At 63.9% G+C, this 25,514-nt stretch carries 25 protein-coding genes and 2 tRNA genes; 10 read left to right on the forward strand and 17 right to left on the reverse strand.

Features of this window, described 5'->3' with window-relative positions:
- Window positions 1-760: 760 nt before the first annotated feature.
- Window positions 761-1,243, forward strand: a complete 483-nt coding sequence (locus KF733_00005) for a hypothetical protein (GenBank protein ID QYK55877.1) — start codon at window positions 761-763, stop codon at window positions 1,241-1,243.
- Complete coding sequence (locus tag KF733_00010; GenBank protein ID QYK55878.1) at window positions 1,240-1,851, forward strand: prepilin-type N-terminal cleavage/methylation domain-containing protein; 612 nt, start codon at window positions 1,240-1,242, stop codon at window positions 1,849-1,851. The genes KF733_00005 and KF733_00010 overlap by 4 nt, the downstream gene beginning before the upstream one ends.
- Before the next feature lie 133 nt (window positions 1,852-1,984).
- Here the strand turns inward: KF733_00010 and KF733_00015 are convergent, their stop codons facing one another.
- Entirely contained in the window at window positions 1,985-3,142 is a 1,158-nt protein-coding gene (locus KF733_00015) for a homogentisate 1,2-dioxygenase (protein ID QYK55879.1), read from the reverse strand.
- Window positions 3,143-4,173: 1,031 nt separating this feature from the next.
- Between KF733_00015 and KF733_00020 the strand changes: the two genes are divergently transcribed.
- The 3 genes from KF733_00020 (at window position 4,174) to KF733_00030 (ending at window position 7,734) form a co-directional block, all read left to right on the forward strand.
- On the forward strand, window positions 4,174-5,001 hold the full coding sequence (locus KF733_00020) for a hypothetical protein (GenBank protein ID QYK55880.1): 828 nt from the start codon (window positions 4,174-4,176) through the stop codon (window positions 4,999-5,001).
- 442 nt (window positions 5,002-5,443) lie between these two features.
- Window positions 5,444-6,109, forward strand: a complete 666-nt coding sequence (locus tag KF733_00025) for a hypothetical protein (GenBank protein ID QYK55881.1) — start codon at window positions 5,444-5,446, stop codon at window positions 6,107-6,109.
- A gap of 176 nt (window positions 6,110-6,285) precedes the next feature.
- Entirely contained in the window at window positions 6,286-7,734 is a 1,449-nt protein-coding gene (locus tag KF733_00030) for a potassium/proton antiporter (protein QYK55882.1), read from the forward strand.
- A gap of 105 nt (window positions 7,735-7,839) precedes the next feature.
- On the opposite strand, the gene KF733_00035 is transcribed toward KF733_00030, so the two are convergent.
- On the reverse strand, window positions 7,840-8,793 hold the full coding sequence (locus KF733_00035; protein ID QYK55883.1) for a GNAT family N-acetyltransferase: 954 nt from the start codon (window positions 8,791-8,793) through the stop codon (window positions 7,840-7,842).
- A 204-nt stretch (window positions 8,794-8,997) separates the two neighbouring features.
- Here KF733_00035 and KF733_00040 point away from each other — a divergent pair, with 204 nt between their 5' ends.
- Together KF733_00040 and KF733_00045 are read left to right on the forward strand one after the other, a co-directional pair.
- On the forward strand, window positions 8,998-9,888 hold the full coding sequence (locus tag KF733_00040; protein ID QYK55884.1) for an FAD-dependent thymidylate synthase: 891 nt from the start codon (window positions 8,998-9,000) through the stop codon (window positions 9,886-9,888).
- A 119-nt stretch (window positions 9,889-10,007) separates the two neighbouring features.
- On the forward strand, window positions 10,008-12,140 hold the full coding sequence (locus KF733_00045; GenBank protein QYK55885.1) for a VCBS repeat-containing protein: 2,133 nt from the start codon (window positions 10,008-10,010) through the stop codon (window positions 12,138-12,140).
- A gap of 62 nt (window positions 12,141-12,202) precedes the next feature.
- Here KF733_00045 and KF733_00050 read toward each other — a convergent pair whose 3' ends face one another.
- Window positions 12,203-13,441, reverse strand: coding sequence for a serine hydroxymethyltransferase (locus KF733_00050; protein ID QYK57142.1), 1,239 nt, complete (start codon window positions 13,439-13,441; stop codon window positions 12,203-12,205).
- Between the two features lie 194 nt (window positions 13,442-13,635).
- Between KF733_00050 and KF733_00055 the strand changes: the two genes are divergently transcribed.
- Complete coding sequence (locus KF733_00055; GenBank protein QYK55886.1) at window positions 13,636-13,941, forward strand: helix-turn-helix domain-containing protein; 306 nt, start codon at window positions 13,636-13,638, stop codon at window positions 13,939-13,941.
- Here KF733_00055 and KF733_00060 read toward each other — a convergent pair.
- Together KF733_00060 and rpmE are read right to left on the reverse strand one after the other, a co-directional pair.
- Window positions 13,938-15,227, reverse strand: coding sequence for an aminotransferase class I/II-fold pyridoxal phosphate-dependent enzyme (locus KF733_00060; protein QYK55887.1), 1,290 nt, complete (start codon window positions 15,225-15,227; stop codon window positions 13,938-13,940). The two genes, KF733_00055 and KF733_00060, sit on opposite strands and share 4 nt — an antisense overlap.
- A 112-nt stretch (window positions 15,228-15,339) precedes the next feature.
- Window positions 15,340-15,591 (reverse strand): 50S ribosomal protein L31, encoded by a 252-nt coding sequence (gene rpmE, locus KF733_00065; GenBank protein QYK55888.1) that lies wholly within the window; start codon window positions 15,589-15,591, stop codon window positions 15,340-15,342.
- Window positions 15,592-15,706: 115 nt separating this feature from the next.
- Here rpmE and KF733_00070 point away from each other — a divergent pair.
- Both KF733_00070 and KF733_00075 read left to right on the forward strand, forming a co-directional pair.
- A tRNA-Gly gene (locus KF733_00070) sits at window positions 15,707-15,780 on the forward strand.
- A gap of 18 nt (window positions 15,781-15,798) precedes the next feature.
- Window positions 15,799-15,873 (forward strand) — tRNA-Gly (locus KF733_00075).
- Here KF733_00075 and ribF read toward each other — a convergent pair.
- The 12 genes from ribF to KF733_00135 form a co-directional block, all read right to left on the reverse strand.
- Window positions 15,824-16,777: a riboflavin biosynthesis protein RibF gene (gene ribF, locus KF733_00080; GenBank protein QYK57143.1), complete on the reverse strand. Its 954-nt coding sequence runs from the start codon at window positions 16,775-16,777 to the stop codon at window positions 15,824-15,826. The genes KF733_00075 and ribF overlap by 50 nt on opposite strands.
- A 57-nt stretch (window positions 16,778-16,834) precedes the next feature.
- Window positions 16,835-17,044: a carbon storage regulator CsrA gene (gene csrA, locus KF733_00085; GenBank protein ID QYK55889.1), complete on the reverse strand. Its 210-nt coding sequence runs from the start codon at window positions 17,042-17,044 to the stop codon at window positions 16,835-16,837.
- 40 nt (window positions 17,045-17,084) lie between these two features.
- Window positions 17,085-17,540, reverse strand: a complete 456-nt coding sequence (fliW, locus tag KF733_00090; protein ID QYK55890.1) for a flagellar assembly protein FliW — start codon at window positions 17,538-17,540, stop codon at window positions 17,085-17,087.
- Window positions 17,537-18,418 (reverse strand): flagellar hook-associated protein FlgL, encoded by an 882-nt coding sequence (gene flgL / locus KF733_00095; GenBank protein ID QYK55891.1) that lies wholly within the window; start codon window positions 18,416-18,418, stop codon window positions 17,537-17,539. Before flgL ends, fliW begins: the two co-directional genes overlap by 4 nt.
- An 8-nt stretch (window positions 18,419-18,426) precedes the next feature.
- Complete coding sequence (flgK, locus tag KF733_00100) at window positions 18,427-19,806, reverse strand: flagellar hook-associated protein FlgK (GenBank protein QYK55892.1); 1,380 nt, start codon at window positions 19,804-19,806, stop codon at window positions 18,427-18,429.
- Window positions 19,807-19,821: 15 nt separating this feature from the next.
- Entirely contained in the window at window positions 19,822-20,310 is a 489-nt protein-coding gene (flgN, locus tag KF733_00105) for a flagellar export chaperone FlgN (protein QYK55893.1), read from the reverse strand.
- Complete coding sequence (locus KF733_00110) at window positions 20,307-20,798, reverse strand: hypothetical protein (GenBank protein ID QYK55894.1); 492 nt, start codon at window positions 20,796-20,798, stop codon at window positions 20,307-20,309. Before KF733_00110 ends, flgN begins: the two co-directional genes overlap by 4 nt.
- Window positions 20,795-22,036 carry a flagellar basal body P-ring protein FlgI gene (locus KF733_00115; protein ID QYK55895.1) on the reverse strand — a complete coding sequence of 414 codons (1,242 nt, stop codon included), beginning with the start codon at window positions 22,034-22,036 and terminating at the stop codon, window positions 20,795-20,797. The genes KF733_00110 and KF733_00115 overlap by 4 nt, the downstream gene beginning before the upstream one ends.
- Window positions 22,037-22,041: 5 nt before the next feature.
- Window positions 22,042-22,641 carry a flagellar basal body L-ring protein FlgH gene (locus tag KF733_00120; GenBank protein QYK55896.1) on the reverse strand — a complete coding sequence of 200 codons (600 nt, stop codon included), beginning with the start codon at window positions 22,639-22,641 and terminating at the stop codon, window positions 22,042-22,044.
- Window positions 22,638-23,819, reverse strand: coding sequence for a hypothetical protein (locus tag KF733_00125; protein ID QYK55897.1), 1,182 nt, complete (start codon window positions 23,817-23,819; stop codon window positions 22,638-22,640). Before KF733_00125 ends, KF733_00120 begins: the two co-directional genes overlap by 4 nt.
- Before the next feature lie 9 nt (window positions 23,820-23,828).
- Window positions 23,829-24,617 carry a flagellar basal-body rod protein FlgG gene (flgG, locus tag KF733_00130; protein ID QYK55898.1) on the reverse strand — a complete coding sequence of 263 codons (789 nt, stop codon included), beginning with the start codon at window positions 24,615-24,617 and terminating at the stop codon, window positions 23,829-23,831.
- A gap of 104 nt (window positions 24,618-24,721) precedes the next feature.
- Entirely contained in the window at window positions 24,722-25,447 is a 726-nt protein-coding gene (locus tag KF733_00135) for a flagellar hook-basal body protein (GenBank protein QYK55899.1), read from the reverse strand.
- Window positions 25,448-25,514: the final 67 nt, after the last annotated feature.

The raw sequence follows: 25,514 nt of genomic DNA on the forward strand, positions 1-25,514 counted from the left end.
AGCCCCACGGGTAAGGCGGCAAACGCAAAAAAGCCGCAAATGGCAAACGCGAAACACATCATGGCATAGTGGTTAGGTCGATCCATAAACGTCAGTAAAATAACACCGCCAGTGGCCAGCCAGAAGGAGACTTTGAAGATCTCCAGATATCTGTCAGCACAGCAGTCGGGCACAGCCAATGTAAAATGGAATGACAGACACTCTTTTCAGTTGCCCCACCCCACCCTCGTCTCCGTCGCCCACAGTTCTCCTCCTCCCCCACCTCAATTCCGTTGCCCACAGTTCTCCTCCTGCCCCACCTCAATTCCGTTGCCCACAGTTCTCCTCCTCCCCCACCTCGATTCCATTTGCCCACAGTTCTCCTCCCCCCCCCCCCCGATTCCCCTTTGCCCCACACCCCCCCCCCCCCCCCCCTTTCGAGAGCTCAAACAAAATATGTTTGCGACCGGGCTCCCTTCCGATGGTGCCATCCAGATTGCCAAAGAAAAACTCAACGCGGATCCGATTTGTCCCTCCGGGTGCATTATGTCCACAATGACATAGACCTTCTGTAAACGTGTTGCCGTCAATCCTAACCGATGTTGGATGTACTACCACGACTTTACCGCCTACACCTGCTCGGGCCAAACGTACTATAACTGCAACGGCTACGTTTGGGAGACGGCTGAAGAGTCTTGTCTGTGCAGCATTCCGCCTCAAGACAATTTACCAACCGGTTGCGTTCCTCCGGTTCCTCCGGGCTATAAATTCTGCGTGCCTAATGGCGGCGGAAGTTAAGGGCAAGTCGATTGAAGTCCCCTTCCTGGACCGGTCTCTTGCTGGACTGTTGGGAGGGTTTCTCGGGGGCTGGCTCGTCGACGTCCTATCGAGGGCGACCCTTGGCCCGCTTCGCATGGCCTCGCTCTCCATCGCCTCGGGAATCCGGCCTCCCTGGATTTATAGTCCCGGCCATTGGACGACCCTCGATTTGGCACCCTCTTCATACGTGCTCGTCGCTCTGACCTCGGTCGCTTCAATTGTCGTGCTGGAGTTCGGTTTGCGACGCGCGTTCCCTGCCACCGCTATCGGCTTGGGACTGCTATGTCTTGTGCTTACGGCAACCGCGGGCTATTTAGCGTACATCCTCCACTTACCGTTCTGGATCGACTTCTTGTGGAACTTGTTCGAACGGACCCTGGCGCTGTCCTTAGCGTGCCTTGGCGCATTTAGCGTCCAGACCCTGGTCAGGAGAATTTGGTATTGAGAAAGGCTCTAAGCTTCGTCGAGGTCTTGGTGGTGATCGCCTTGCTTGCGGTCCTTGTCGCCATCATCTACCCTGTCTTTGGCAACTCGAGACGAGGGGCCCGGGAGACGAACTGCGTCAGCAACTTGCGGCAGCTCTATGCTGCTTGGGCCCTATACGTCGATGCAAACGAGGGCCGGCTTCCGAGCAACATGGCTCAGTTTGTCGGCGAGAGCGCAAAGCCCGTAGCCCTTTGCCCTTCCGACCCGTTAGGCGGTGCTAACACGGAGTCCTCGAAAGCGCTTCAGAGCCCCGTCTCTTACTTCTACGTGCCGACACAGGACTACTTCCTAAACGCGATAGCCGCCGCCGATCCCAATCACGGCATCCTGGTCGATCTCATGCACGGGGAGCGGAAGAAAGTGGTCAAGGATCCATTTCTGGATACGAAGGGTCTCGTCTTTCGTGGGCTCTTGGACGGCTCCGTCCACCGCGCCCGCGTCGACCATATGTGCCTCAATACTGCCCGAGGAGAAGTCGTGGCGCGACCCCATTGGACCATCTTCACCGACGCCCTTCCGTGTCCTGAACCGTGGTGCCTAGCCGGTTCCACACCCTGCTCGCGCTGACGCCGCCCGTAGTCGCAGGCTGTCCGCAGGTCGGCGGCAGCCGACCGAAGGATCCCTGCGCTTATGCGACCGCTCGGACTCCGCAGGTATCGACCCATCGCTGCCGCACGGGCGGACAGCCTGCGCCCACGGGTCACCGCGTCTGCCAGCTCTTCCAATAGTCCGGGTCTTCGATCGCCACCGCGTCCTCGGTCATGTAGAGCGGGTGGAAGGTGTCGAGCATGACGGCGAGCTCCTCGGTCTTGGTATGGCCGATGCTGCGCTCGACCGCGCCGGGCTGGGGGCCGTGGGGGATGCCGAGCGGGTGCATGGTGATCGAGCCCTCCTCGATGCCCTTGCGCGAGCCGAACTTGTCGTTGCAGTAGTAGAGCACCTCGTCGCTGTCCACGTTCGAGTGGTTGTAGGGGATGACGATCGCCTCCGGGTGGAAGTCCAGCATGCGCGGGCAGAAGGAGCAGACGACGAAGTTGTGCCCGGCGAAGGTCTGGTGGATCGGCGGCGGTAGGTGGAGCTTGCCCGTGATCGGCTGGAAGTCCAGGATGTTGAACGTCCACGGGTAGACGTAGCCGTCCCAGCCCACGATGTCGAACGGGTGGAACTTGTAGTGGTACTTCGTGTACCGCCCGCGCGCCTTGACCACCACGTAGTAGTCGCCCGCCTCGTCGTACGTCTTCAGCTCGACCGGCGGATGGATGTCGCGCTCGCTGTAGGGCGCCTCCTCGAGGAGCTGGCCGTACTGGTTGCGGTAGTTCTTGGGGATCGTGACCGGCCCGTAGCTCTCGATCGTGAGCATGCGCACGGGCAGGCTGTCGAAGCGCAGCCGCCAGATCGTGCCGCGCGGGATGACGATATAGTCGCCCGGTTTGAACGGCACGTCGCCGTACATCGACTCCAGCACGCCGCTGCCGTCGTGGATGAAGAGCACCTCGTCCGCCTGGGCGTTTTTGAAGAAGTCCTGCATCTGCTCGGCGACCAGGGCCTGGTTCCAGACGCAGTCGTTGTTGCCCATGAGCGGGATGCGCCCGGTGATGGCGTCGCCGCACGGCTTCAGCCGCGCGGTCTTGAAGTGCCGGTGCCGCAAGGCCTCGTCCTTGACGTAGCGCGGCTCGACCGGCCCCATGTCCTCCCACCCCGCGACCTCCGTCGGCAGGTTGATGTGGTACATGGTCGACATCATGTCGCTGAACCCGTGGGTGCTGAAGAGCTGCTCGGAGTAGAGCGAGCCGTCGGGCTTGCGGAACTGCACGTGCTTCTTGGCCGGAAGCTGGCCGAGTCGGTGATATCGCGGCATCTTGGCTCTATTCTACGCTTAGCGCGCATTCCCCTGGGCAGTGCCGTGGGTGTTCACCGAACAGGGGGTGGCGGGGCACTACCATCCCGCCACCCTGGCCACCTGCCCCGTCGAATCACCTCCGAAAACCAATGGAACGCTCGACAAGAGGGCAAGTTGGCGGTATCTTGACCGTGGTATGAGAATGGTTCTGTTTCTGGCTGCGATGCTTCCCGGAGCGGTCTTGGCAGGGGCAAGGGTCGAGGTTTTTCTGTGCAGCAACCGTTCTATTGGAGTGGCACAAACTGCCGAGCCAATGCAGATGCCGTCATAGAAGGGATTGGCACACAGGGCTTTACCGAGATCCGACTGTATGTGAACGGCGAAGAGGTGGAAAGAAACACGTGCGAACCAGGGCTACCTTTCCTCCAGCACGTTTCGGTTGGGGACATGATTGACTCGACGCACTTCACCGACGGAACTCTAGCATCGCTCAGAGCTGAAGCGGATGGAACTGACGGCCTTACATACCATTCAGCGACAAAAACGATGCCGAATGGGTTGCAGGAAACCCAATGTCCGGTGAAAGGTACAGGCCAATCTTGCCGCTTCGTCAGGCGGCTAACGGATCGGGACTGCCCCCCTTCAACACTGGTTCGATACCGATTAACTTGGCATTTCTCCAGTGCTGCCACACTGGAGAAACGAATCAGTTTGCAGAGGGCTTCCTTTTCCCGTATGGCAATGCGTACGCAGGAATTTCTGAGTTCCCTGAGAATCAGGCACAGTGCGGATACATCGGAGGTGTGCTCCTCAATCTGTATCGTCCGCTCGCGCAGGCGTTCTTCTTGGCGTTAAAGCAGGGCTACAATGTCCACTATGCGAGGCTTGCGGCTGAGACTGTGTTTGGCCCAAGCGTGGATATCGACGATCCTGTTCCCCAAGGACAGGAGCACCGACTTATAATTTGGGGCGATCATGCCACAAAATAAAAGGCGTGTACGAGGGCGTAGTAAGTTCAACCCCTAATCTCAGTTGGCATCGGTAACATCATGAAACTCACAATGCTTGGCCTCGTTATTGCCGCTCTGGCTTTAGCGGTGATCTTAAGAGTCGATTCAGCGGATGTCACCGCCGAAGAGGCGGCTTCCAGGTGCCGAGCACTACTGAAGAAGTTGAAAATTGAGGCGCCCACCGATGCGTACACTTGCCGTAAGTTGGACGGTGGCGACTTCTGGCACTGGCAGTGCTCAGTCGTTGGTGGGGGGCGGGACCTTTTCATCCTCGTAACACCGAAGGGCGACGTCGTTCGGATCAACGATGGGCAGCTGAGCTACGACATAGCCCGAAACGTGGGAGCTAACAAGAGCAAGGCATTTGAAAGCGAACTTGAGGCGGCTACCAGGCTCAGAGAAATTGTGGACGCCGTCCGTGGAGAGTGCCAAGTTCGTCGAACCGACTTCAAGTTCGTGCAGAATGGTTCTGGCGACCCACCAAGGCGAACCAAGACCTATGCGGCTTATGAGGGGCTGACAGCAGGTTATCCAGTCGTGTCTGACGTCAGCGTAGGATGCAGGATCACGCTGTGCGCCCAGACAGGACGTTTCATTGATTTCCACCAGAGTTGGCAAGAACCCGATCATAGAGACCCCGCTCGGCTCAACCTAGACGAAGCAGCTGCTCGATCCGCTTTGGCTAAGGTAGCGAAAGGCAAGCATTGGGCTCAGATCACGCCAAAAGTTGGGTGGGCAAAGGGCTCTGGCGGCAGGTACCGATTGGCATGGCGTTTTGTCGACAAGGGGGATCTTGACGCCGGGCGACATCCGTCGCAGTACTTCATCGACGCCGAAACAGGTTCCCTCTTACGCCGCGATCTATAGCGGCAGGTGGCATGCTCTTCTGGGTGGCTTCATCATGAGGGTTGGGTGGCATGGTTATGGCCCTCGCTGGGCGCTGGGTGAAGCCCACTGACGCCCGGACCATAGCCATGGGCTCTCACCCCGTCGGAGCCGCCGCAACCATCGCCTCAGCCCAGCCCCTCTGACCACTCATGATAAACATCTTCCGGCGGCTAACAGCTCAGCCACGCGAGTGAAAGGGCTTGTCCCATGGCTATGACCCTTGTCCGTCCTTGATGTTTGACCGCCGCCACGGACGGGTCATAACCATGCCACCCGTAGGGCGCATTTCCCCTCAGGGGTCTTCGAGGCCTCTTGCAGGCCTCTTCGAGGCCCCTTAAGCGGGTTAAGAGGCCTTAAAGAGGCCTGATTAACCTCTCGAAGGCCCCTGAGGGGCGGACGGGGGGTGGCCGATAACTGTCGTATGGCGCGGGCGCGGCCGGGGGTGTTGTTCGACTCGGTGCGGGGGCGGTTGGACCAGGTGGTCGTGGTGCAGACCCGCACGGGGCTTGGGGTGCGGCGGCGGCCGGTCTTCCGCAAGGTGCTGACCCCGGCGCAGCAGGCGGGGCGCGACCGGCTCCGGGTCGCGGCGGCGCTGTGGCACGAGCTGGAGCCCGCCGAGGTGGACGCCTGGCGCGACTACGCCGCGCAGGTCCGCCGCCGCCAGTCCACGACCCTCGTGGAGTACTCGCCCATCGCCTACAACGCCTTCACGATGCTCACCACCAAGTGGCTCCAGCTCAACGGCGGCGGCGACCCGCCCCGCACCCCGCCGATGGACGACTTCATCTTCGAGCAACCGAAGCTGACGGTCGAGGCGGTCGAGGGAGGCGTCCGGTTCACGGCCGACTCGCCGACCGGGCCGGGCGAGGTGGCGGAGCTCATGCTGCAGCCGCTGGCCAACGTCAACCGCCGCCCCGGCAACCAGTACGTCGCCGCCGCCTTCACGCCCTTCCCGCCCGGCCAGCCCACCTATGACCTCCCTCTACCCCCCGGTGCTTACGCCTTCGCCTCGCGTTACGCCCGCGTGGCGACGGGCGAGCAAGCGGGTTTGGGGGTGGTGGGCAAGGTCGAGCTCCAAGGCACCTAGGCAATAGCAAGGCGATGGGCGCAGGCTGTCCGGAGGTCGGCGGCGCTAGCCGGTCGAAGGGTCCCTGCGCCGGCGCGGCCGTGCGGTCTCACCGCAGGGATCGGCCTGCGCCCCTCAAGAGTGGGGCTGTGGGCCGGAGACAAGGGCGCGGGCCCACGTCAGGGACAATAGCGCCCGTGGACGGCCTAGCGGGAATCAACGGCGCGCTGCTCGTGGCGGGCATGTTCCTGCTGCTCTGCGTCCTCGCGAGCAAGGCCTCGACAAAGCTGGGCGTCCCCGCGCTCGTGGTGTTCTTGGCGCTGGGCATGCTCGCGGGCAGCGACGGCCCCGGGCGCATCCCCTTCGACAACTTCGAGATCGCGTCCTACGTGGGGAGCGTCGCCCTCGCCTTCATCCTCTTCTCCGGGGGCCTTGACTCGAACTGGACGGACTTGCGCCGGGTAGCCCGTCCCGGGCTGCTGCTCGCGACGCTCGGGGTCCTCGTCACGGCGGGCCTCGTCGGACTCTTCGCGCACTTCTTCCTGGGGTTGCCGATCACCCTCGGCCTCCTGCTGGGCGCCGTCGTCTCCTCAACCGACGCCGCAGCCATATTCGGGGTCTTGAGGGGCTCTGGCTTTCGGCTCAAGCACCGGATCACGCCGCTGCTTGAGTTCGAGTCCGGCGCGAACGACGCACTGGCCGTGTTCCTGGTCGTGGCCCTCACCCAGGTCGCGGTCGACCCGAACGCGACCGCTTGGGGAATGATTCCGAGCCTCCTCGTCCAGATGCCCCTTGGCGCGGCGATCGGCTATGTGGTCGGCCTTGGCGCGGTCTGGGCGATCAATCGTATCCGGCTGGAATACGACGGGCTCTACCCGGTGGTGACCGTTGCGGCGGCGTGCCTGGCCTTCGGCGGCGCGGGGGCGCTGGGCGGCAACCCGTTCCTCAGCGTCTACGTCGCAGGGGTCGCCTTGGGCAGCCGCACCTTTGTCCACCGCATCTCGTTGCGGCAGTTCCACGACGCGGCGGGCTGGCTCATGCAGATCGTGATGTTCGTCCTCCTCGGTCTGCTTTCTTTTCCCAGCCAACTGCCGCCGGTGGCTTTGTCCGCCTTGGCCCTCTCGCTGTTCTTGATCTTCGTGGCCAGGCCCGTGGCGGTGGCCGCCTCGCTCGCGCCGTTTCGGATCGCGCGTCGGGCACAGGTCTTCGTCGCTTGGGCGGGGCTGCGCGGGGCCGTGCCGATCGTGCTCGCCACGATCCCCGTGGTTCGGGGCGTCCCGAACGCGGTCCACCTCTTCCACCTGGTCTTCTTTATCGTCCTGACCTCGGTGCTGCTGCAGGGCACGCTCCTGCGCCCTCTCGCGAGGGCCCTGCGCGTGCTCTCGCCCATAGGGCGCGAACCCGCTGAGGACATGCGCGAGGTCGGCGGCAAGAACCTGCTGGAGACGACCGTCGCGCCAGGCTCGCCCGCCGACGGGAGCCAGGTCGTGGAACTGCGGATGCCGCCGACCGCCCTGCTCGTCCTCCTCACCCGCGACGGCCGCTCGTACGTGCCGCGCGGGTCGACCGTCCTCGCCGCAGGCGACCGCATCCTCATCGCCACCCGCCGCGACGACGAGGACGAAATCCTGGCGCGATTCGGTTGAGGGGCCGTTGTCGGTCGGCGCAGGCGGCCGTGCGGTCTCACCGCAGGTTGTCGGCCCATCGCGGGTACACGGGCCGACGGCCTGCGGCTATGGGTGGCGGGCGGGCTAGATCGCCCGGTCGTAGTGGACGGAGGCGTACTCTTCACAGAACCCGAGGGCGACGTTCAGACCCAACATCGGGTTCTTCTCCTCGTTGTCGGTATAGAGCCGCTTGCCGCCCCGGCGCTTGGCCTCGGCGAGGTTCTGCACCTTCAGGGCGGTGGCCAACCCTTGCCGCCGGTGGGCTTCGTGGGTGGCGGTCAGGCCGGTCGAAAAGATCGTGGTGTCCACTTGGTTGTGGAAGACCCCCGTCATCGCCACGATCTCCCCGTCCTTGAAGGCGTTGAGCTGGAGCGTCTCGTCGAGGCTGGGGTCCTCAAGGAACTTCAGCCAGTCCTCATAGGGGATGCCCTTCCACTCATAGGGAAGCGGCACCGTCTCCATCGCCACCATGTCGAACTCCCACCACTTGCGGCGGTAGTCAGGGTCGGTCTTGGCGACCTCCGCCCACGTCTTGAACTCGTAACCGCGCGCCAGGGCCGCGTCGATCGTGGCCTGCCACGGGGAGGGGTCGAAGGCAGCGAGGTCGAGCGAGGTGACCGGGTTGCGCTGGCCCATCTTGTAGCCGCGGGCTTCCGCCACGTGCGCGGTCTCGGGGATGTCCGTGCGGGTCCAGACGGTGATGCGCTGGCAACCCAGGTCCTTGGCCGCCTTCTCGCCGATCTCGAAGAACTGGTCGGCAAGGGCCTCGGCATCGCCCTCACGGCTCGGATAGAGCCGGACGGAGAAAAGGCCTTCGTCCGCGCTCCAGAAGGCTTGCGTCACGTTGATCGCGCCGACTTCCGCTCCGTCGAGTTCGACGATGCAGCGCCGTCGGGGCACCCGCTCGGGCGTCTCGCTGGCCCAGTGGGCGAGCTGCTCGGGGGTCGAGGGGTTTTCAAGGGTATGGACGTTGCAAAACTTGGCGTAGACGCTCCAGTCCGCAGGCGTGGTGATGTCTCTTAAGGTGAGTGTTCGCATAGGGGAAGGCGCGGCAGGGCCGCTTTTAACGGTCGTGGGTGAGGCGAGGGTGCGGGCGCTCGGCTGCCGCTACTCTTTCGCTGCCTGGGTGGCGCTGTTCAGGATGTTCATCATTCGATCCACCTCCTTCTCCAATCGGCCACTATACCCTCGGGCGTTGGCGACAGGCAATGGACCGCAGCGCTTCTGGGCCAGAATGGGACGATGGCTCATATCGTCGTGCCAGAGGCCGAAGCCCTGCTGGACCAGGAGATGAAGGTCCTCGATAAGGGCTTTGTGCGGCTGGTGGACTACCTGGGCGGCGACCAGCGGATCGTCCAAGCCGCACGGGTCAGCTATGGCGCCGGCACGAAGACGTACCGCCAGGATCGGGGCCTTATCCACTACCTGATGCGGAACGAGCACACGTCGCCCTTCGAGCAGGTCGTCCTCACGTTCCATTGCAAGATGCCGATCTTTGTGGCGCGTCAATGGGTGCGGCACCGCACGGCGCGGCTGAACGAGATCAGCGGGCGCTATTCCATCATGCGGGACGAGTTCTACGTCCCCGAACCGGCGACCATGCAGCGCCAGAGCGACTCCAACAAGCAGGCGCGAGGCGAGGAGACGGTGGCGGGAGCGGCCGGCCTCATCGAAGAGATGCAGCAGGACCAGCGCACGCTCTATGCCCACTACCAAGGGATGATCGAGCAGGGCCTGGCTCGCGAGGTCGCCCGGGCGAACCTGCCTCTAAGCCTCTATACAGAGTGGTACTGGCAGTGCGACCTGCACAACCTCTTCCACTTCCTGGCCCTCCGCCTGGACGCCCACGCCCAATACGAGATCCGCGTCTATGCGGAAGCGATGGCGCTGTGCGCCCGGGCGGTGGCACCGCTGGCCTACGAGGCGTTCGAGGAGCACAAGTTGAACTCGGTGCGCTTCAGCCAGTCGGAATGCGCCGCGCTGGTCGCGATGCTGGAGGGCAGGGAACCGGCGCTCCAAGACCGGCCCCGACAAATGTTCGACGAGAAGATGGCGAAGCTCCGCGACGCCCACCCGGTCGAAACGCCCGAAGAGCTCGCACCCCCCTCTGAAACCGCTGTCGTCGAAAGTTAAAGGGACGCCAAAACTCATAGATTTACGTAGTCCTTAGACCGGGAACTGCTCCCGTATGGATTCCGGGACGCCTCCGGGATAAACCGCTCGATCAGGACTCAGGAACCAGAATAATCAAAATGCTCGTCAAACACACTATGCCCTTCTCGCACAAGGCCCTCGCCTTTGCGCCGCTGCTTCTCGCCGCGGCCGCACAGTCCGCGAGCCTCCAGCCGGACTGGTTCCAGCCAACCCTTCGGCTCCCCGTCAACTCTTCCCACTTTGTCGTGGGGCAGCTCGACGGCGATAGCGCACGCGAAGTCGTCCTTGGCTCGGACAACCGAATTTTCGTCCTCGACTACGCCGGCGCCGGCAACTACCAACTGCGCCACCTCGACAACGGCGACTTCGAGTACCCGCTGAGCGGCGTCGTCATGGGTGCCTACCGCAACCCACAGCTGACATGGGACAACCTGGTCTATCTCGACAACTCGAAAGTCGGCTTTATCAGCGGCTTCCCCGTCGTCCAAGACGGACTGCTCCCCGGGCCGGTCCTGCTGGACAAGGTCTCTGCGGGCCCGCTCGCGGGGCCGAACACCCTGAACTTCTTCGGCACCGGCAACGGCCTCTTCCAGATCGTCAACGCCCAGGGCCAGCGGCTCTACGCCAACCGGCTCCTCGCCTCCCGCGAATACGCCTTTGGCCAGGTCGACACCGACCTGCAGCTTGAGCTGGTCTTCGCGCGGAACGACGGCACCGGCTTCGACGTCTATGACGGGGCCAGCCGCGCGCTCCAGCTGTCGCTCGACGCCTTTGGCACCGTCCACTCGTTCGTCCTTGCGGACCTCGACGCGGACGGCAAGGACGAGCTCGTAGTCAACCTCAGCGGCAACCTCGCCGTCTACGACCTGGACAACGGCAACCGCAAGTTCTTGCGCTCGGTGCCCGGCCGCAGCGCGAGCTATTCGATCGCGGTCGCGGACTTCGACGGCGACGGCAAGCTGGAAGTCGCGGCGCCGACGACGATCGGCCAGACAGAAGGCATTTCGCTCTACGACGGCGTGACCGGCGCCCTCAAGCGCCAGGTCACGATGCCCGGCCCGGCCGGACCGTGGACGCTTAGGGGCGGAGACTTCGACGGCGACAACCAGGTCGAGTTGCTCCGCTATTCCGGGAGCTACGGGATCCGCACCACCCAGATCGATATCGCCGATCTGCGCAACCGCCGGGTTGAATGGTCGAGCAGCCACGTCAAGGGCCTTCCCTTCCACATCGCGGTCGGCGACATCAACGGCGACGGACAACAGGACATCGTCTATGCCGACCAGATTCCCAACTCGAGCCGGCCGCTGATGGCCCTCGACGGCAAGACGAAAAAGGAGATCTGGCGCGAGCAGCCCGGTTCCCTTCCGACCAACTTGCTGACCTTCCCCTATGTCACGCTCGCCAACATCGACGCGGACCCGCAGGACGAGATCATCGGCGTCGTCCACCGGTTGGACGGCGGCCACATCATCGCTTACGACGCCAAGGACGAGGTTCTGAACATCGAGACGGCCCCCTTCAGCGGGCAGCCGCTCGCCATCGCCGTGGGCGATATTGACGCCAACGGCGTGATCGACCTGCTTGTCTCGACCTTGGAGGTCGGCACTCCGAACAAAGGCTACGTCTACGCGTTCCGTTCGGACACGGGCGCCCAGATCTGGAAGTCGCCGGAGCTTGTGGCCGGCGCCGGCATCCCGTCGTTCTTCCGCGTCGCGCAACTCGACCGGGACGCCCAGCTCGAGATCGTGGTCAGCGACAAATACACGCGGGCCTATGACGGAAAGACCAAGGGGGTCCAATGGAACGTCCGCAACACCTCGCCGACCACCGCCATCGCGACGGGCGACTACGATAACGACGGGCAGCCCGAGGTCTTCATCGCCAGCGAGAACGGGAGCCTGATCGGCCGCAACGGCCGCACCGGCCTCCAGGTCCGCACGATCGCGGGCAAGGTCTCCCCGGGCGAGAACGCCGGCACGGGTCTCGTGCTCTTCGACGCGTTCGCGGGCAACGCCAAGGACTTCATCTTCCTGGATGCGGGCAAGCTCGCCGCTGTCGCCTACGTCGGGGGCGGCGTCGGATTTGGCAAATGGACCCTGGACAACTTCCCGGTCTCCGCGCCGAGTTCGGCCCTATCCATCCCGATAGCCGACCTGGACGGTGACGGGATCCCTGAAGCCGTGCTCTCCGGCCCCTATGGCCTCGTCACGGTAGAACTGCGGCGCTAGGTCAAGCACGCGCACAAAGTAAACGCCCCTCCTCGCGGACTCGCGGGGAGGGGCGTCTCTCGTTACGGGGTCGGCAGGCTCGGGATCGGGAACCGGGCGCAAAGTGCCAGGACTTCCTCCTTCACCCGGGCCAGCTTCGATTCGTCCCCGTGGTCACGGAGGGCCGCCGCGATCCATCCTGCGATCTGCCTCATCTCGTCCTCGCCCATGCCCCTGGTGGTGGTGGCTGGGGTACCGAGCCGCACGCCGCTGGTGACGAACGGCTTCTCGGGGTCGTTCGGGATCGCGTTGCGGTTCGTGGTGATGTGGACCTTCTCCAGCACTTCTTGGGCGAGTTTGCCGGTCACGCCGAAGGCGCGCAGATCGACCAACATCAGGTGCGAGTCGGTCCCTCCGCTCACGATGCGGAACCCCTCGGCGGTCAACGCCGCGGCCAGCGTCTGGGCGTTTCTCTTCACTTGCGCCGCGTACTCCTTGAACTCGGGCTGCAGGGCCTCACCGAAGGCGACCGCCTTGGCCGCGATGATGTGCATGAGCGGACCGCCCTGGATGCCGGGGAACACGGACATGCGGATCGCCTTGTCGAAGGCCTCGTCGTCGTAGAGGATGATGCCTCCGCGCGGCCCGCGAAGCGACTTGTGGGTCGTCGAGGTAATGATGTGGGCGTGGCCGACCGGCGTGGGGTAGACCCCGCCCGCGATGAGCCCCGCGTAATGGGCCATGTCGCACAGGTGGATCGCGCCGACTTCGTCCGCTACTTGCCGGATAAAGGGGAAGTCGAACTCCCGAGAATAGGCGCTGGCGCCGCTCACGATAATCTTCGGCCTTTCCGCTAACGCCGTCTTCCGCAGCGCATCGTAGTCTATCGTTTCGTCAGCCTTTAACCCGTAGCTCACGATGCGATAGGTTTGGCCACTATGGGCGACGGGCGAGCCATGAGTAAGGTGACCCCCATCGGCTAGGCTGAGCGACATCAGCGTGTCGCCCGGCTTGAGGAACGCGTTGTATACGCAGAGGTTCGCCGAGGCGCCGCTGTGCGGCTGGACGTTGGCGAACGCCACGCCGTACAGCTCCTTGAGCCTGGAGATGGCGAGGCTCTCGACTTCGTCGGCAAACTCGCACCCGCCGTAGTACCTTTTGCCCACATATCCCTCCGCATACTTGTCCGTGAGGACGCAGCTCATGGCTTCGCGGACGGCGCGGCTCGCAATGTTCTCGCTCGCGATCAACTCGAGGTTCGTCTGCTGGCGCCGCTCTTCTTTGCTGATAATCTCGGCAACGCGGGGATCCGCATCTGTCAAAGGCCTAAAACGGCTGTTTTTTGAAGAAACCACGACAAGAAGAGTGTACTACCCTTCCAATCTGCGGCCACGACTGAGGTATTTTTTTAGACCTGTGTGACGTGTCAGCGGCCATCGGCCTTTGCCCTTCTAATTTCAGCCCAGAATCTTAGAAGAACAACCACAGGTGGATATTTTTGGAACTTCCCAAACGTTTGAACGAGATCTTGCAGCTTGCCTCCGCAGGGAGGAGCGACAAAGAGATTGCTGCGATCCTTGAGATAAGTCCGCAAACAGTTGAATCGCACTGGAAGCGCCTCCGCGACAAGTTTGGTTTTTCTAGCCGGGCACAGATCATCGCCACAGCCTTGGGGGAGATGCTTCGAAGGGCCGAGGCAGAAAGGGACGAGCTGCGCAAGCAGCTTGAGGCGGAGCGCGCGAAAAACCGGGCGCAAGTTGACCGCGCCGTGGTCGACCTCGGTCCTAAGAAACCGGAGCCGACCCCCGTGGCCGAAGACTAGGCTCGCGCCAGCGCCGATTCGATGTCGCGGAGGATGTCGCGAACGTCCTCCAGGCCAATGGAAAGACGGACGCCGCCGGGGCTGATCCCTGCCTTCGCCTGGTCCTCCGGCGGGATCGCGGCGTGGGTCATCGAGGCCGGGTGCTCAACAAGCGTGCGGATTTGGCCGAGCGAGACGGCCAGCGTCACGGACAGAGCCTCCGAAGCCAGGTGGTCGCAAACTTTGACCGCCGAATTGTAAGCTTCCTCCGGCGAGCCCTTCAGCTCGAAGAAGATCAGGGCGCCGGGGGCAAATTCACCGTCAATGTCGCGCATTTGCCGCAGGGCCAACTCCTTCTGGGCGAAGGTGTCCAGGCCCGGATAGTGCACCCGGGCGACCTTCGGGTGCAAGTTGAGGAACTCGGCGACCCGCTGGGCGGCCTCTTGCTGGCGCTCGAGCCGCAGGGCCAGAGTCGGGACTCCATAGGTGAGGATGTGCCACGCCGCATCGGGCGTCATCGAGCCACCAAAGTCTTTGCGGTACAGCAAGAGGTCGGTCTCCGTCTTGCGGGGGCCGACGACGACGCCCCCCATCGTCGCACCAAAGCCACTGATGTGCTTCGTCAGGCTGTGCACGACGTAGTCGATGCCGTGAGTCAAGGGCCGTTGCCCGTAGGGCGAGGCAAAGGTGTTGTCGATGACGGTCACGATCTTGCCGTCTTCTGGCCTGTCCGCGTTCACCTTCCGGACGAAGGAGGCGACGGCTTCCAGGTCGACCAGTTCCATCGTCGGGTTGCAGGGCGATTCAAAGTAGACCACGCGGGTTTCCGGCCGGACCGCCGCCTCCAGCGCCTGGGCTTCGGAAAAGCGGGCAGGGGTCGCCTCGACCCCGAACCGCGAGAGCCACCGCGTCAGGTGGCTGTAAGTGCACCCATAGACCGCCGGATGGTAGACCACGTGGTCGCCCGACCGGACATGGATGCCGATGCTCGCCGCCACCGCCGACATCCCCGAGCCGAAGCAGACCGCGCACTCGCCCTTCTCGGCGAAGGCCAAGGTCTCCTCAAGGAGGCCGACGCAGGGCTCGTCGAGCCGGTCATAGATGTAGATGGGATGGGCGGTCGAGCGGTCGACGTCCGGGTTCGCGAACTGCTGGAACCCCTCGGCGCCCCGCTCCGCGCTGCGGAGCCGGAAACTCACGGCCGTCGTGATGGGGGGCAGGATGTGGTCTTGGAAGTCCCACTTCTCGCTCCGGAACTTTCCGTGGATCAGGACCGACCGGTCTCTATACGCCTCATCGCGGCTCACGCCGTGAGTCTATCAAACTTCGGCCCAGCGAAGCCTAAGCCAACGCGATAAGACGCAGATGGCGTTAATTTCGAAAGATTCGTCTGCAAACCGCAGGAAACGCCTAAAGTTGTTAGCGGGGCTTCTGCTGCTGGTTGCCGTAGCGGCGCATAAACTTCTCGACGCGGCCGGCCGTGTCCACGATCTTCTTCTGGCCCGTATAGAACGGGTGGGTGAAGGCACTGATCTCGAGGCGGACCACAAAGTGCTCGACGCCGTCGATGCTGCGGGTCTCGCCGGACTTCATCGTCGAGACGCCCTGCCACTCGTGTTCGCCGTCGACGAAGAGCACAGGATGGTTCACGGGATGGGTTTCAGCCTTCATAAGTCGTCTCGCGGGCAAGGATGATGGCACACGGGCGAAGCTAGGCAATGGGCCCGGCCGGGAACTGGGATTTTCAGGTCGGCCAGGCGATCTTCCAGGGTATAAACCGGGCAGCGCGGGAGTAGCTTAATGGTAAAGCTCCAGCCTTCCAAGCTGGCCACGCGGGTTCGATTCCCGTCTCCCGCTCCAAGACAACTGAAAAGACCGGCGGGCGTAGTTCAATGGTAGAGCGTCAGCTTCCCAAGCTGAATGTTGCGGGTTCGAGTCCCGTCGCCCGCTCCAGATGTCCCCGGACTGCGTGAACGTCCGCCTTGATCTGACGTTGCAGTTCCGCCACCCCGTCGAACCGTTCTTGGGCGCGAATCCGGGCCAGGAAGCCCACCTCGGCCGCCGTGCCATAAAGCGGTTCGCCGTCGTAATCCAGCAGATGGGCCTCCACCGCCCGGGCCGTGCCCCCGACCGTCGGCCGTTCCCCGATGCTCACCGCCGCCCCAAAAGTGCCCCGCACGGTCCGGCAACGCCCCGCGTAGACGCCGTCCGCCGGGACGACTTGGTCGTCGGCCCGGGCTATGTTAAGGGTGGGGTAGCCGAGCTCGCGCCCAAGCTTCTCGCCTCCCACCACGACCCCGGCCAGGGAGAACGGGCGGCCCAAGAGCCGGGCAGCCTCGCCGACCTCGCCCGACGCCACTTTCGCCCGGACTTCCGTGCTGCTCACCCGACGCCCCTCGAGGGTGAAGGGCGGCACCACCACCGTCTCGATGCGGGCCGAGAGCCAGGAGGTGTCCCCCTCACGGCCCTTTCCGAAGGCGAAATCGTGGCCGACCACCACCGCTTCCGCCCGCAGGGCGTCCCGGAAGACCGTGTCGAAGAAGTCTTGCGCAGGGGTCGCGGCGGTGGCTCGGTCGAAGGGAAGGACGACCGTGACCGAAACTCCGAGCCGGGAGAACTCGGCAAGGTTCTGGTCCAAGGTCGCAAGCGAGGGCGGCACCCGGTCTGGCGCCAAGACCGTCGTCGGATGACGGTCGAAGGTGCAGAGCACGGTCGGCGCCTCGCGGCGTGTCGCCTCGCTCAGGGCTCTGCCTACAACGGCCCGGTGGCCCAGATGGACCCCGTCGAAGACGCCGATGCAGGCGACAGAGGAGCGCCATTCCGGTCGGAGCCCGGAAAGCCCAAAGTGTACGATCACGCGCTAGAAATGGTGGCACGTCGGCAGCCCTCGGCCGCGACCATGCGACTAGGGGCGTCAAGTTTCGGGGACGTCTTCCGGCCGGGTCTGGCCCGCGGCCTCGTTCTCGGCCAGGATCTGGTCGTAGATCTCCTTTCGGTGGACGGCCACGTTGCGCGGCGCTTTGATGCCCAGCCGCACCTGTTCGCCCCGGACTTCCAGGACGACGACTTCGACGCCGTCGCCTATCACGATGCTCTGGTTTACTTTTCTGGTCAGGACCAGCATGGACGCGCCCTCCTTGGCACCCCGTTCGAGCTCTGCCCGGTCAGGCCGCTTCCTTCAACCGTCTGAAGGCCGGGTAGCGCACCGGGTACGCGTCCGACTCCAAAACGATCTGGCGCGCCTTCCCGGTCGCGGTATTGATGACGATGGGCCCCGCGAGGTTCAACGTCATCCCGTTTGGATCGCCCGGCGGGATCGTGCAAACAGTATAGACGAGTTCCGTCGGTCCGTCCACTGGTTCACGGCCCAGCACCTTAAGAATCTGCGTGCTGTATCCGGGCTGATAGATCTCCGGGTCGACGGTCAAGACGGCGAAACCCGGCTCTTCCACGCTTTGCAGCCAGAAAAAGGGGCCGGCAGAGCGGTGCGGGATCACCAGGAACTGGCGCATCGCCGGAAGCCCGACGAGCCCTTCCGGAAACTCCAAGACATCGACCGGATCAAATTCGATCTCGCCGAAGCGGGGCGTGTCCAACGTCACGGTTTGGTGCTGCGTCATCTTAAAAAGTCCATGAGGCTGAGCTGGTTCGCCCGGGAGGTGACCTGGAGCGCAGCCTGGTAGGCGGTCTGGGCCTGGGTCATCTGGGTGACGGCCTCGGTGAAGTCGACTTCCGAAAGCTCGGAGATCCTCTTCTTCGTCTCGTTGATGAGGCGGGAGTTGTTCTCCCGCAACGAGGCCACCGTCTGCAACTTGTTGCCGATGTTGCCGCGCATCACGAGCGACTCCTGGTGGCGGTCGGCCAAGGCTTGGACGTCGAGGTCGCCGAGCCGGGACTGGTTCGCGCCCAGTAGGTCGTTCTTCAGGTTCTCAAGGTCGCTGTACGCTCCCTGGAAAAATGTGTCGGCCTGCGTGTTCACCTGGGTCTGCTCGCCGATCCGCGTCTCGATCAGGATCGGGTTCTGGTCGCCGTTGTAGTCCAGCCCGGGCGGGTTCACGGTGAAGGGCTTCGTCGTGGTCTTCTGACCGGCAAAGATGTACTGGCCGTTCGAGCCCCGGCTGTTGGCGAGGTCCACGAGCCGGCGTTGGATCTCGGCGACCTCGGTCGCCATCCCGTCCCGCGCTTCCTTTGTTGTCGCGGCGTTCGCCCCGTTCAAGGCGAGCGTCCGAGCCCGCTGGAGCATCGTGCCCACCTCGCTCAAGGTGTTTTCCGTATTGCCGAGATAGTCGTCGGCGGCGAGGAGGTTCTTGTCGAGACGCTCGATGCGGCTCAGCAAAGTCTGCGCCGGGAGGAGCGACTGCATCGCGGCCGGGTTGTCGCTCGGCCGCTGGAAGGCCTTGCCCGTCGCCACCTGTTGCTGGGCGCTGATCCAGCGCGAATAGCTTTGCTGGATCTGCTTTGTCAGGGACTGGTACTGGTATCCGGTGCTAATCCTCATTCTTCACCTCACCTGCGGACCATGCTGATCAGGTCTTCCGCGACCTGGTCGAAAATCGTGAGCGCCCGAGCGGCCGCTTGGTAGCTCCGCTGAAACTTGACCATGTCCGCCATCTCATCGTCGATGGAAACGCCGGAAACCGCCTGGATCCGGTTCTGGATCTGTTCGTTGACCGACCGCTCGGTGTCGGCGAGCGAACTGTAGTAGTTGACCTCGCCGGAGAGCTTGCTGACGTTGTCCCGCCAGTAGTCGTGGAACGTGACGTTCCCCAGGCCGGTGATGGCCGTGTCGCGAAGTCCGGCCAGGGCTTGGGCCATCGCGCCGTCGCCCGGATTGGCGGTCATGCCCGCGGCGATGTTCTTGACGTCACTCTTGATCTCGGTCGTCAGGTCGAAGTCCGCAGCCCCGGTCTGGGGGACTCCGTCGTTGAAGAAGTTGACCCCGGTCGCGCCATAGGAGTTGTAACCGGTGGAGTGGATGCCGTTGATCTGCGACTTGAGCGAGTTCGCCAGACCGTCCAGAGTGGCCTTCTGGTTCTCATAGGCGGCGTGGGTCGAGAGGAGGCCCGCCAAGGTGCCGCCCCGCACCACGTAGTCGGCGCTGCCATCGTTCACGGTCCCGGTCGCGGAATTGTAGGTTTGGGGGAAGGGCCGGGAGCCGGCGCTGTCCACCAACGTATAGCCCGCCGCATAGACCGCGATCGAGCCGTCTGGGAAGGTCGAGGTGGAGACGTTGACCAGTCCCGCGAGGTCTCGGATCGCTTGGTCGCGCTGGTCCAGGAGGTCGCCGTTCTCGCCGTCCTGGCCCAAGGAGGCCCGCACCGCCTTGTTCAGCGTGTCGATCTTCTTGGCGAGCAGGTCGACCTGCTGAATAGCCGTCTTGATCTGCTGGTGGGTGTCGATCTGCTGGCTCTGGAGGTCGCCATAGGAGTTGCGGATCCGGTCCGCCAGGACTTGCCCCGCCCCTCTCACGTCCACCCGGGCGGCCGTGTCCGAAGGGTTTGCGGCCAGGCCGCTCCAAGAATCGAAGAACTTGTCGAGGGCGCCTGAGATCGAACCCGCCCCAAGCTCGCTATAGATCTCCTCGATGCGGCCGAGGCCGCCCGAAGTCGTCTCAAGCCGGGCCAGTTCGGCCGTGCTCTTGTTTGCGGAGACCTCCAGATAGTTGTCGCGGATACGCTGGATGCCCACGACGCTCACGCCCTGCCCCACGGCCCGCCAGCCCTTCTCAAAGAACTTGATCGGTTCGTTCATGGCAAAGGTGACACGCTGCCGGGAATAACCCGGGGTGTTCACGTTCGCAAGGTTGTGGCCCGACGTCGCGAGCGCCCTTTGGAAGCTCCGAAGGGCCTGGCTCGCAACATTGAGTCCACCAAATGGGCCGGCCATGGCGTAATTGTCGGCTCAGGCCGCCTGGTTCATAACGACGTTTGTCACAGGTTCGGGCGGTCCGTACGGCCCTTGCTGTTCCGCGGCCGCCTTGGCGATCAAGGCGGTGGTGCCGTTGAAGTACTCGATCTCGTTCTCGATGAGGGCACGGTTCTTCGCCACGACGTCTTGAACGTTCCGGGCCACGACGATGACGCGGTTCGCGACGGCTTGGAGGCTCATGCCTTCGGCGCGGTCAAGTCCCTGCACCAAGCTTCGAAGGTTGGGCTCGCGACCCAGTTCTTCGGCCAGCTCTTTGGCACAGGCAAGCGCACGGGCATCGATATCCTCCATCAGCGCCATCATCGCGTCCAGTTCGGGCTGGATGCGGGCGACCCGGTCCGGATCGCGCAAGGTGAGCGCCGCGGTCTGTTCGTGGAGGGATCGGAGCAGCCTCTCAGAGGTGCTGAGCCAATCCCACCAGAGGGCCTCGAGGGCCTTGGTCTTCTTTGTGGTCGTGGTCATGGGTTGTTCTCGGTGGTCGGGGTCGGGCGGCTTGCGGCCGATTTGACGATCTGTCCGGCGGTTTGCACGAACACCATCTTCGCCATGCCGAGGCCGGGCGCCCGTTTGGCGACCGCGTCGGCGACGGCTTGGTTCATGAGGTCTCGGGCGAAGTCGCCCATCGGCGACTTGTCCTCGACAAACTTGACTTTCTGGGCCTGTTCCAGCAAGCCCTTGATGAAGAACCCTTCCAGGCCCTCGGCGGCGCTCTGGAGCTTCACCAGGTCACGGCGGGTCGTCTCCGAAAGCTTCGAAAGGTCGAGCTTGCCGCCCGAGGCAACCTGCTCCACCGCCTTCGCCGCACCGACGATCGGGGACCGGGAAACCTGCCCCAGCCAGCCGTTCAGCGCCGTCTCCAGCGACTGGCGGAAATCGCTGCGGAGCTCAGGGCCCGAATTCCGGGCCGCACCGATCGGGCCGCTCAGCGTGCCTTCTATGCGCGTCGTCATTGGACTTCGATCCTCGCTTTCAGGGCGCCCTGCTTTTGCAAGGCCATCAAGATGGCGATGACGTCCCGGGCGGAAACTTTCAGGGCCTGGAAGATCCGCGAGAGGTCTTCCAAAGTGGCGCCGGGCGGCACGAGCTGGACTTGGGCCCTCGTCTCGCCCGCATCCACCTGCGGCACTGCGATGACGACCGTCTCCCCCTGGGAGAACGGGGCGGGCTGGCTGATCACGTAGTCCGTCGTGATGCGGACTTCGAAAGAGCCGTGGGCGATGACTGCCGGGCCGAGCCGCACGTTGCCGCCGACCACGATGGTGCCGGTCCGCTCGTTCACCACGACGCTGGCCGGCGTGTTCGCCAGGACTTCGGTCGCCTCGACCTGCTGCGCCACGAACGTCGGGCTCTCCCCGCTCGGCGCCACGATCTTCACCGTCGCCCCGTCCAAGGCCGTCACTTGATAGCCCGGGAACTGGTCGCGGAGGGTGGCCGCCGTTCGTTCCGCCGTCGTAAAGTCCGGCTTGTCCAGGTCGAAGTACATCACCCCCCCTTCGAAGACGAATTGGGTCGGGACGCTCTTCTCGACCGTCGCCCCGCCCGAGATCACGCCGACCGTCGGGTGGTTCTTCCGGCTGCCGGAACCCCCGGAAGAGGCGTCGAAGCCGCCGATGCTCACGGCACCGTAGCCCACCGCCATCACCGTGTCCGCGTCCGTCATGGAGGCGAGCGTCGTCGGCAGGAGCACGCCGCCTTGGAGGCTCTTGGCGTCGCCGTTCGAACTCACCGTAAGGTCGACCCGCGAGCCGGGCGCGATGAAGGGCGGAAGCTCCGCCGTCACCATAACGGTGGCGATGTTCTTGCCTTTCACTTGAGCCTGGTCCACGATCGTGCCCCAGCGGCTTAAGTAGTTACTGATAAGCGTCTGCGTCCAGGGCGTGGACTTGGTGTCGCCCGTCCCGGCCAAGCCGACGACCAAGCCGATGCCCGTGAGGACGTTGCGCCGGGCGCCGCGGAACTGGCCGATATCGCCGAGCCGCACCCGGACGCCTTCCAGTTCCGCTTCGCGGACCGCTTGGCGCTCGGCCTTCTCCTTCTCCTCGAGGAGCTTCTTCACGTCGGCGATCTGTTGCGGGGTCAAGGGCGGGACCTGCCCTGTCGACTGCTGTCCTTGCGCGGCGGCGCCTTGCCCGATAGCCAGGGCACTGAGCACGATGAGCGCAAGGGTCGTGGTGGTTCGCGTTTTCATAAGCCTTAGAAGAAGATGTCGAGAATCGTGGTGATCAAACCTTTGCGTTGGCGGTCTTGGATCATTCCCTTGCCTTCCATGCGGATTTCCGCGTTGGCGATCTGGGTGCTCTTGACCGTGTTGTCCGGCTTGATGTCATAGGGCCGGATCTCGCCGGAAAGAACGAAGGTCTGAGTCTCCTTGTTCGTGACGAGCGTCCGCTTTCCTTCGATCAAGAGGTTGCCGTTCGGCAAGACTTGCTTGACGAGCACGCTCATCCGGGTCTGCATCGTCCCCGTCTGGTTCGTCTTGCCGTCCCCCTTGACGCTGCTGCTCGCCGAAGCGGACAACGGCCGGAAGAGCCGGTTCAAAATGTTGTTCACGAAGCTGAAGCTGAACGACGTCTTATCGTTCTTGGTCGCCTCGGTACTGGCCGTGTAGTTCGCCGTGTTCTGCTCGTCGACGATGACGGTGAGGAGGTCGCCTACCCTCCGGGCCACTCGGTCCAGATAAGGGTTCTGGTAGCTCGGAGTCACAAGCGAACCCGGGTTCGTCTTTTCCTCGGTCTGCTGCGCGCCCGCCAAAGTGGCCAGCAAGGCCGCAGCCAGGAAGAGAGCCTGCCTCACGCCTGCACCTCCACGACGCCGTCCGCGGCAAGCTTGCCGACAAGCAAGGCGTTCGTGTCTTGGGTGCGCACGGTGACCTGGCCGGTCTTGGCGTCCGCCTGTACGACCGTGCACTTGGTCGTCACTTGCACCCCGCCCGCGTTCACCCGGACGTTCACGATCGTGCCCGGGCGCAGGTCGACGATCGGGGCCGTGTTCTTCAAGCGAACCACACGCGAATTGAAACGGCGGCCGTCGACATAGACGGCGACCGTGACCGAGCCCTCCGAACGGCCAAGTTCCACGCCTTCCACGACGAGGCGCAGCGACCCGGTCGGCACGCTCATTTCAACGTCGTCCTTGGCCGCCGTCCAAGACCCCGCCTGCTTCGCCGCGACCGCGTCCAAGGCGGCCTTAAGAAACATGTCGTGCGTCAGTTTTTGGCCCTTGCGGACCACCTTGCCGCGCGTGGGGCCGATCAACCTGAGCTTGTCCACCTTGAGACCCGCCAGCCGCAGTCGGCTGACCACCCAGGTGCGGTCGACCGTGAACTTCACGCCGAAAGCGGGGGTCTTCCCCAGCTCGGCCGCGCTCAACCTCGGGGCCATGTCTGCCTTGGCGTAGACGGTCGCGATCTGGCCGAGCGTATAAGTCTCTGTGTCGAGCTCGGTCTCCGGGTTCAAGGCGACCTCGATGCCGCCCTCGGCCAGGTAGGCCGGGTCGGGAAGGACTTCCGGTAGGGCGTCCGCCGTCGCCGGTTCGGCGGGCGGGGCGGTCACGACGGTCGGCGCGACCGTCTCTTGCGGCTTCGGCGTGGGGCCGGACGAGAGCTTGGCGTCGCCGACCACCAACCTCAGCGGGGCTGCTATCGGCACCGTTCGGGGCCGTTCGGGCGACCGGTAAAACCCGTTCTCGTCAGGGCTCGGGGCCCCGTTAAAGACGTACGCCTGGAGCCGGCCGGCGACGACGCCCTTACTCGTGACAGTGCCGTCCTCCGCGATGGAAAAGTCGTCTCCGACGAAGACTGCCGGAAGGAGGGCGTCGCCACCCACGGTGGAGAGCCGGCCCTCGCGGGAGCAGAGGGTCGCGGTGCGCACATAGGCCACGCGCCCTTCGTGCAAGACCTTCAGCAGGAAGCCGCCCTCGGTCGCGACGGCGACCTGGTTTGGACCACTAAGCAACCCAAGCAGTGCCAGCATCATTCTTCGTTACCTCTTCATCCCGTTCAGGATGCTGAGCATGTCGTCGGCGGTCTGGATCGCCTTTGAGTTGATCTCATAGGAGCGTTGCGCCGTGATCATGCGGACCATTTCTTCGACAACCTGCACGTTCGACCCTTCCAGCGCGCCCTGGTAGATCGTGCCCGCCCCCTGGTCGCCCGGGTTCAAAGCGGTCGGGTCGCCCGACCCTCCGCCTGCGCGGAAGAGGTTCTGCCCGACCCGGGTCAGACCGGCCGGGTTCGGGAAAACGGCAAGCTGCAGCACGCCGATCTCGGTGGGTTCTTGGGAGCCCGGGAGGATGGCCGTGATCTGCCCGTTGCCGGCGATCGTGACCGCGCTCGCCCCGGTCGGAACGTTGACGGGCGGCTCGACAAGGTAGCCGTCGACCGTGACCAGGTTGCCGCTGGCGTCGGTCTTAAAGCTGCCGTCCCGTGTGTAGAGCACCGTGCCGTCCGGGTGCGTCACCTGGAAGAAGCCGTTGCCGTTGATGGCCAAGTCGTAGGGGTTGCCCGTACTCTGGATCGAGCCCAGGGAGAGCGAGGTCGAGTTGCCCGAGAAGCGGGAGCCCAGGCCGATCTGGGCGGGGCCCGGAAGGGTCGATTCCCCGCCGGTCGGGGCGCCGGAAGCCCGGATCGTCTGGTACATGACGTCCTGGAACTCTGCCCTTTGGCCCTTGAATCCGTAGGTGTTTGTGTTCGCGAGGTTGTTCGCGATAACGTCCAAGTTCGTCTGCTGGGCGACCATGCCGGTGCCTGCAGTGTTCAGTGCTCTCATCATTGGCGGCGCGTTCCTTTCAGTTGCTTTGCGCCTCTTCCGGTCTCCCGCCTGCCGCTTTCTGCGGCGGGGCGGCTCGCTCCTGCTTCCAAAAAGCAGTCCAGCGTTTAGCGACCTTGGAGGCTCTGGATCAGTCGGTCAGTGCTTGCGTCCTGGCTCTGCACGCTGCGTTGGGCCAGTTCGAAAGCTCGGTTGAGTCGGATCATCGCGATCATCTCGCTGACAACGTTCACGTTGCTCATTTCGAGCGTGCGTGGGAGGAGTTCGGGCGCGGCGATAGGCCGCGCGTCGTTCGATTCGAAGAGTCCAAAACCGGCCTTGGCGAAGCTCCCGGAGAAGACGCCGATCTTGCCGACGACATGGTCCTGCACCTTGACGGAGCCGTCCGCCTCGATCGAAGGCTCGCCCCGCGGCAAAGTGATCGGCTGGCGGTTCTCGTCCAAGACGAGGCGTCCCTGTTGGTCGGTGAGCTGCCGGGCCGTGTTGATGCTGAAGCTGCCGTCGCGGGTGAAGCGGACGCCTTGCGGGGTTTGCACCGCGAAGGCTCCGTTGCCACTCTTGATGGCGACGTCGAGCGGGTTGCCCGTCATCGTCTCGGGGCCGGTGCTGAAATCGGTCGCGATGCCTTTGGCGACCGCGCCCGCCCCGATGCTGCCGAGAAGGGCGCCCGATCCACCGTCCGCCCGTAAGTAGCGGACGAGTCCGTCGTCGAACGAGGCCACGTCGCGCTTGTAGCCGACGGTCGCCGCGTTTGCCAGGTTATGGGAAACCACGTCCAGCCATTGCTGGGCGCTTTCCATCGCCGTGGCCGCGGAATAAACACCCCTTTGCATCCCGCATTGTCTATCGGCAGGATTGCGGGGCCCATAAGGGGATCAACCTCGCATTCGACTTCAGGTT

The sequence above is a fragment of the Fimbriimonadaceae bacterium genome, from assembly GCA_019454125.1.
Lineage (GTDB): Bacteria > Armatimonadota > Fimbriimonadia > Fimbriimonadales > Fimbriimonadaceae > JALHNM01.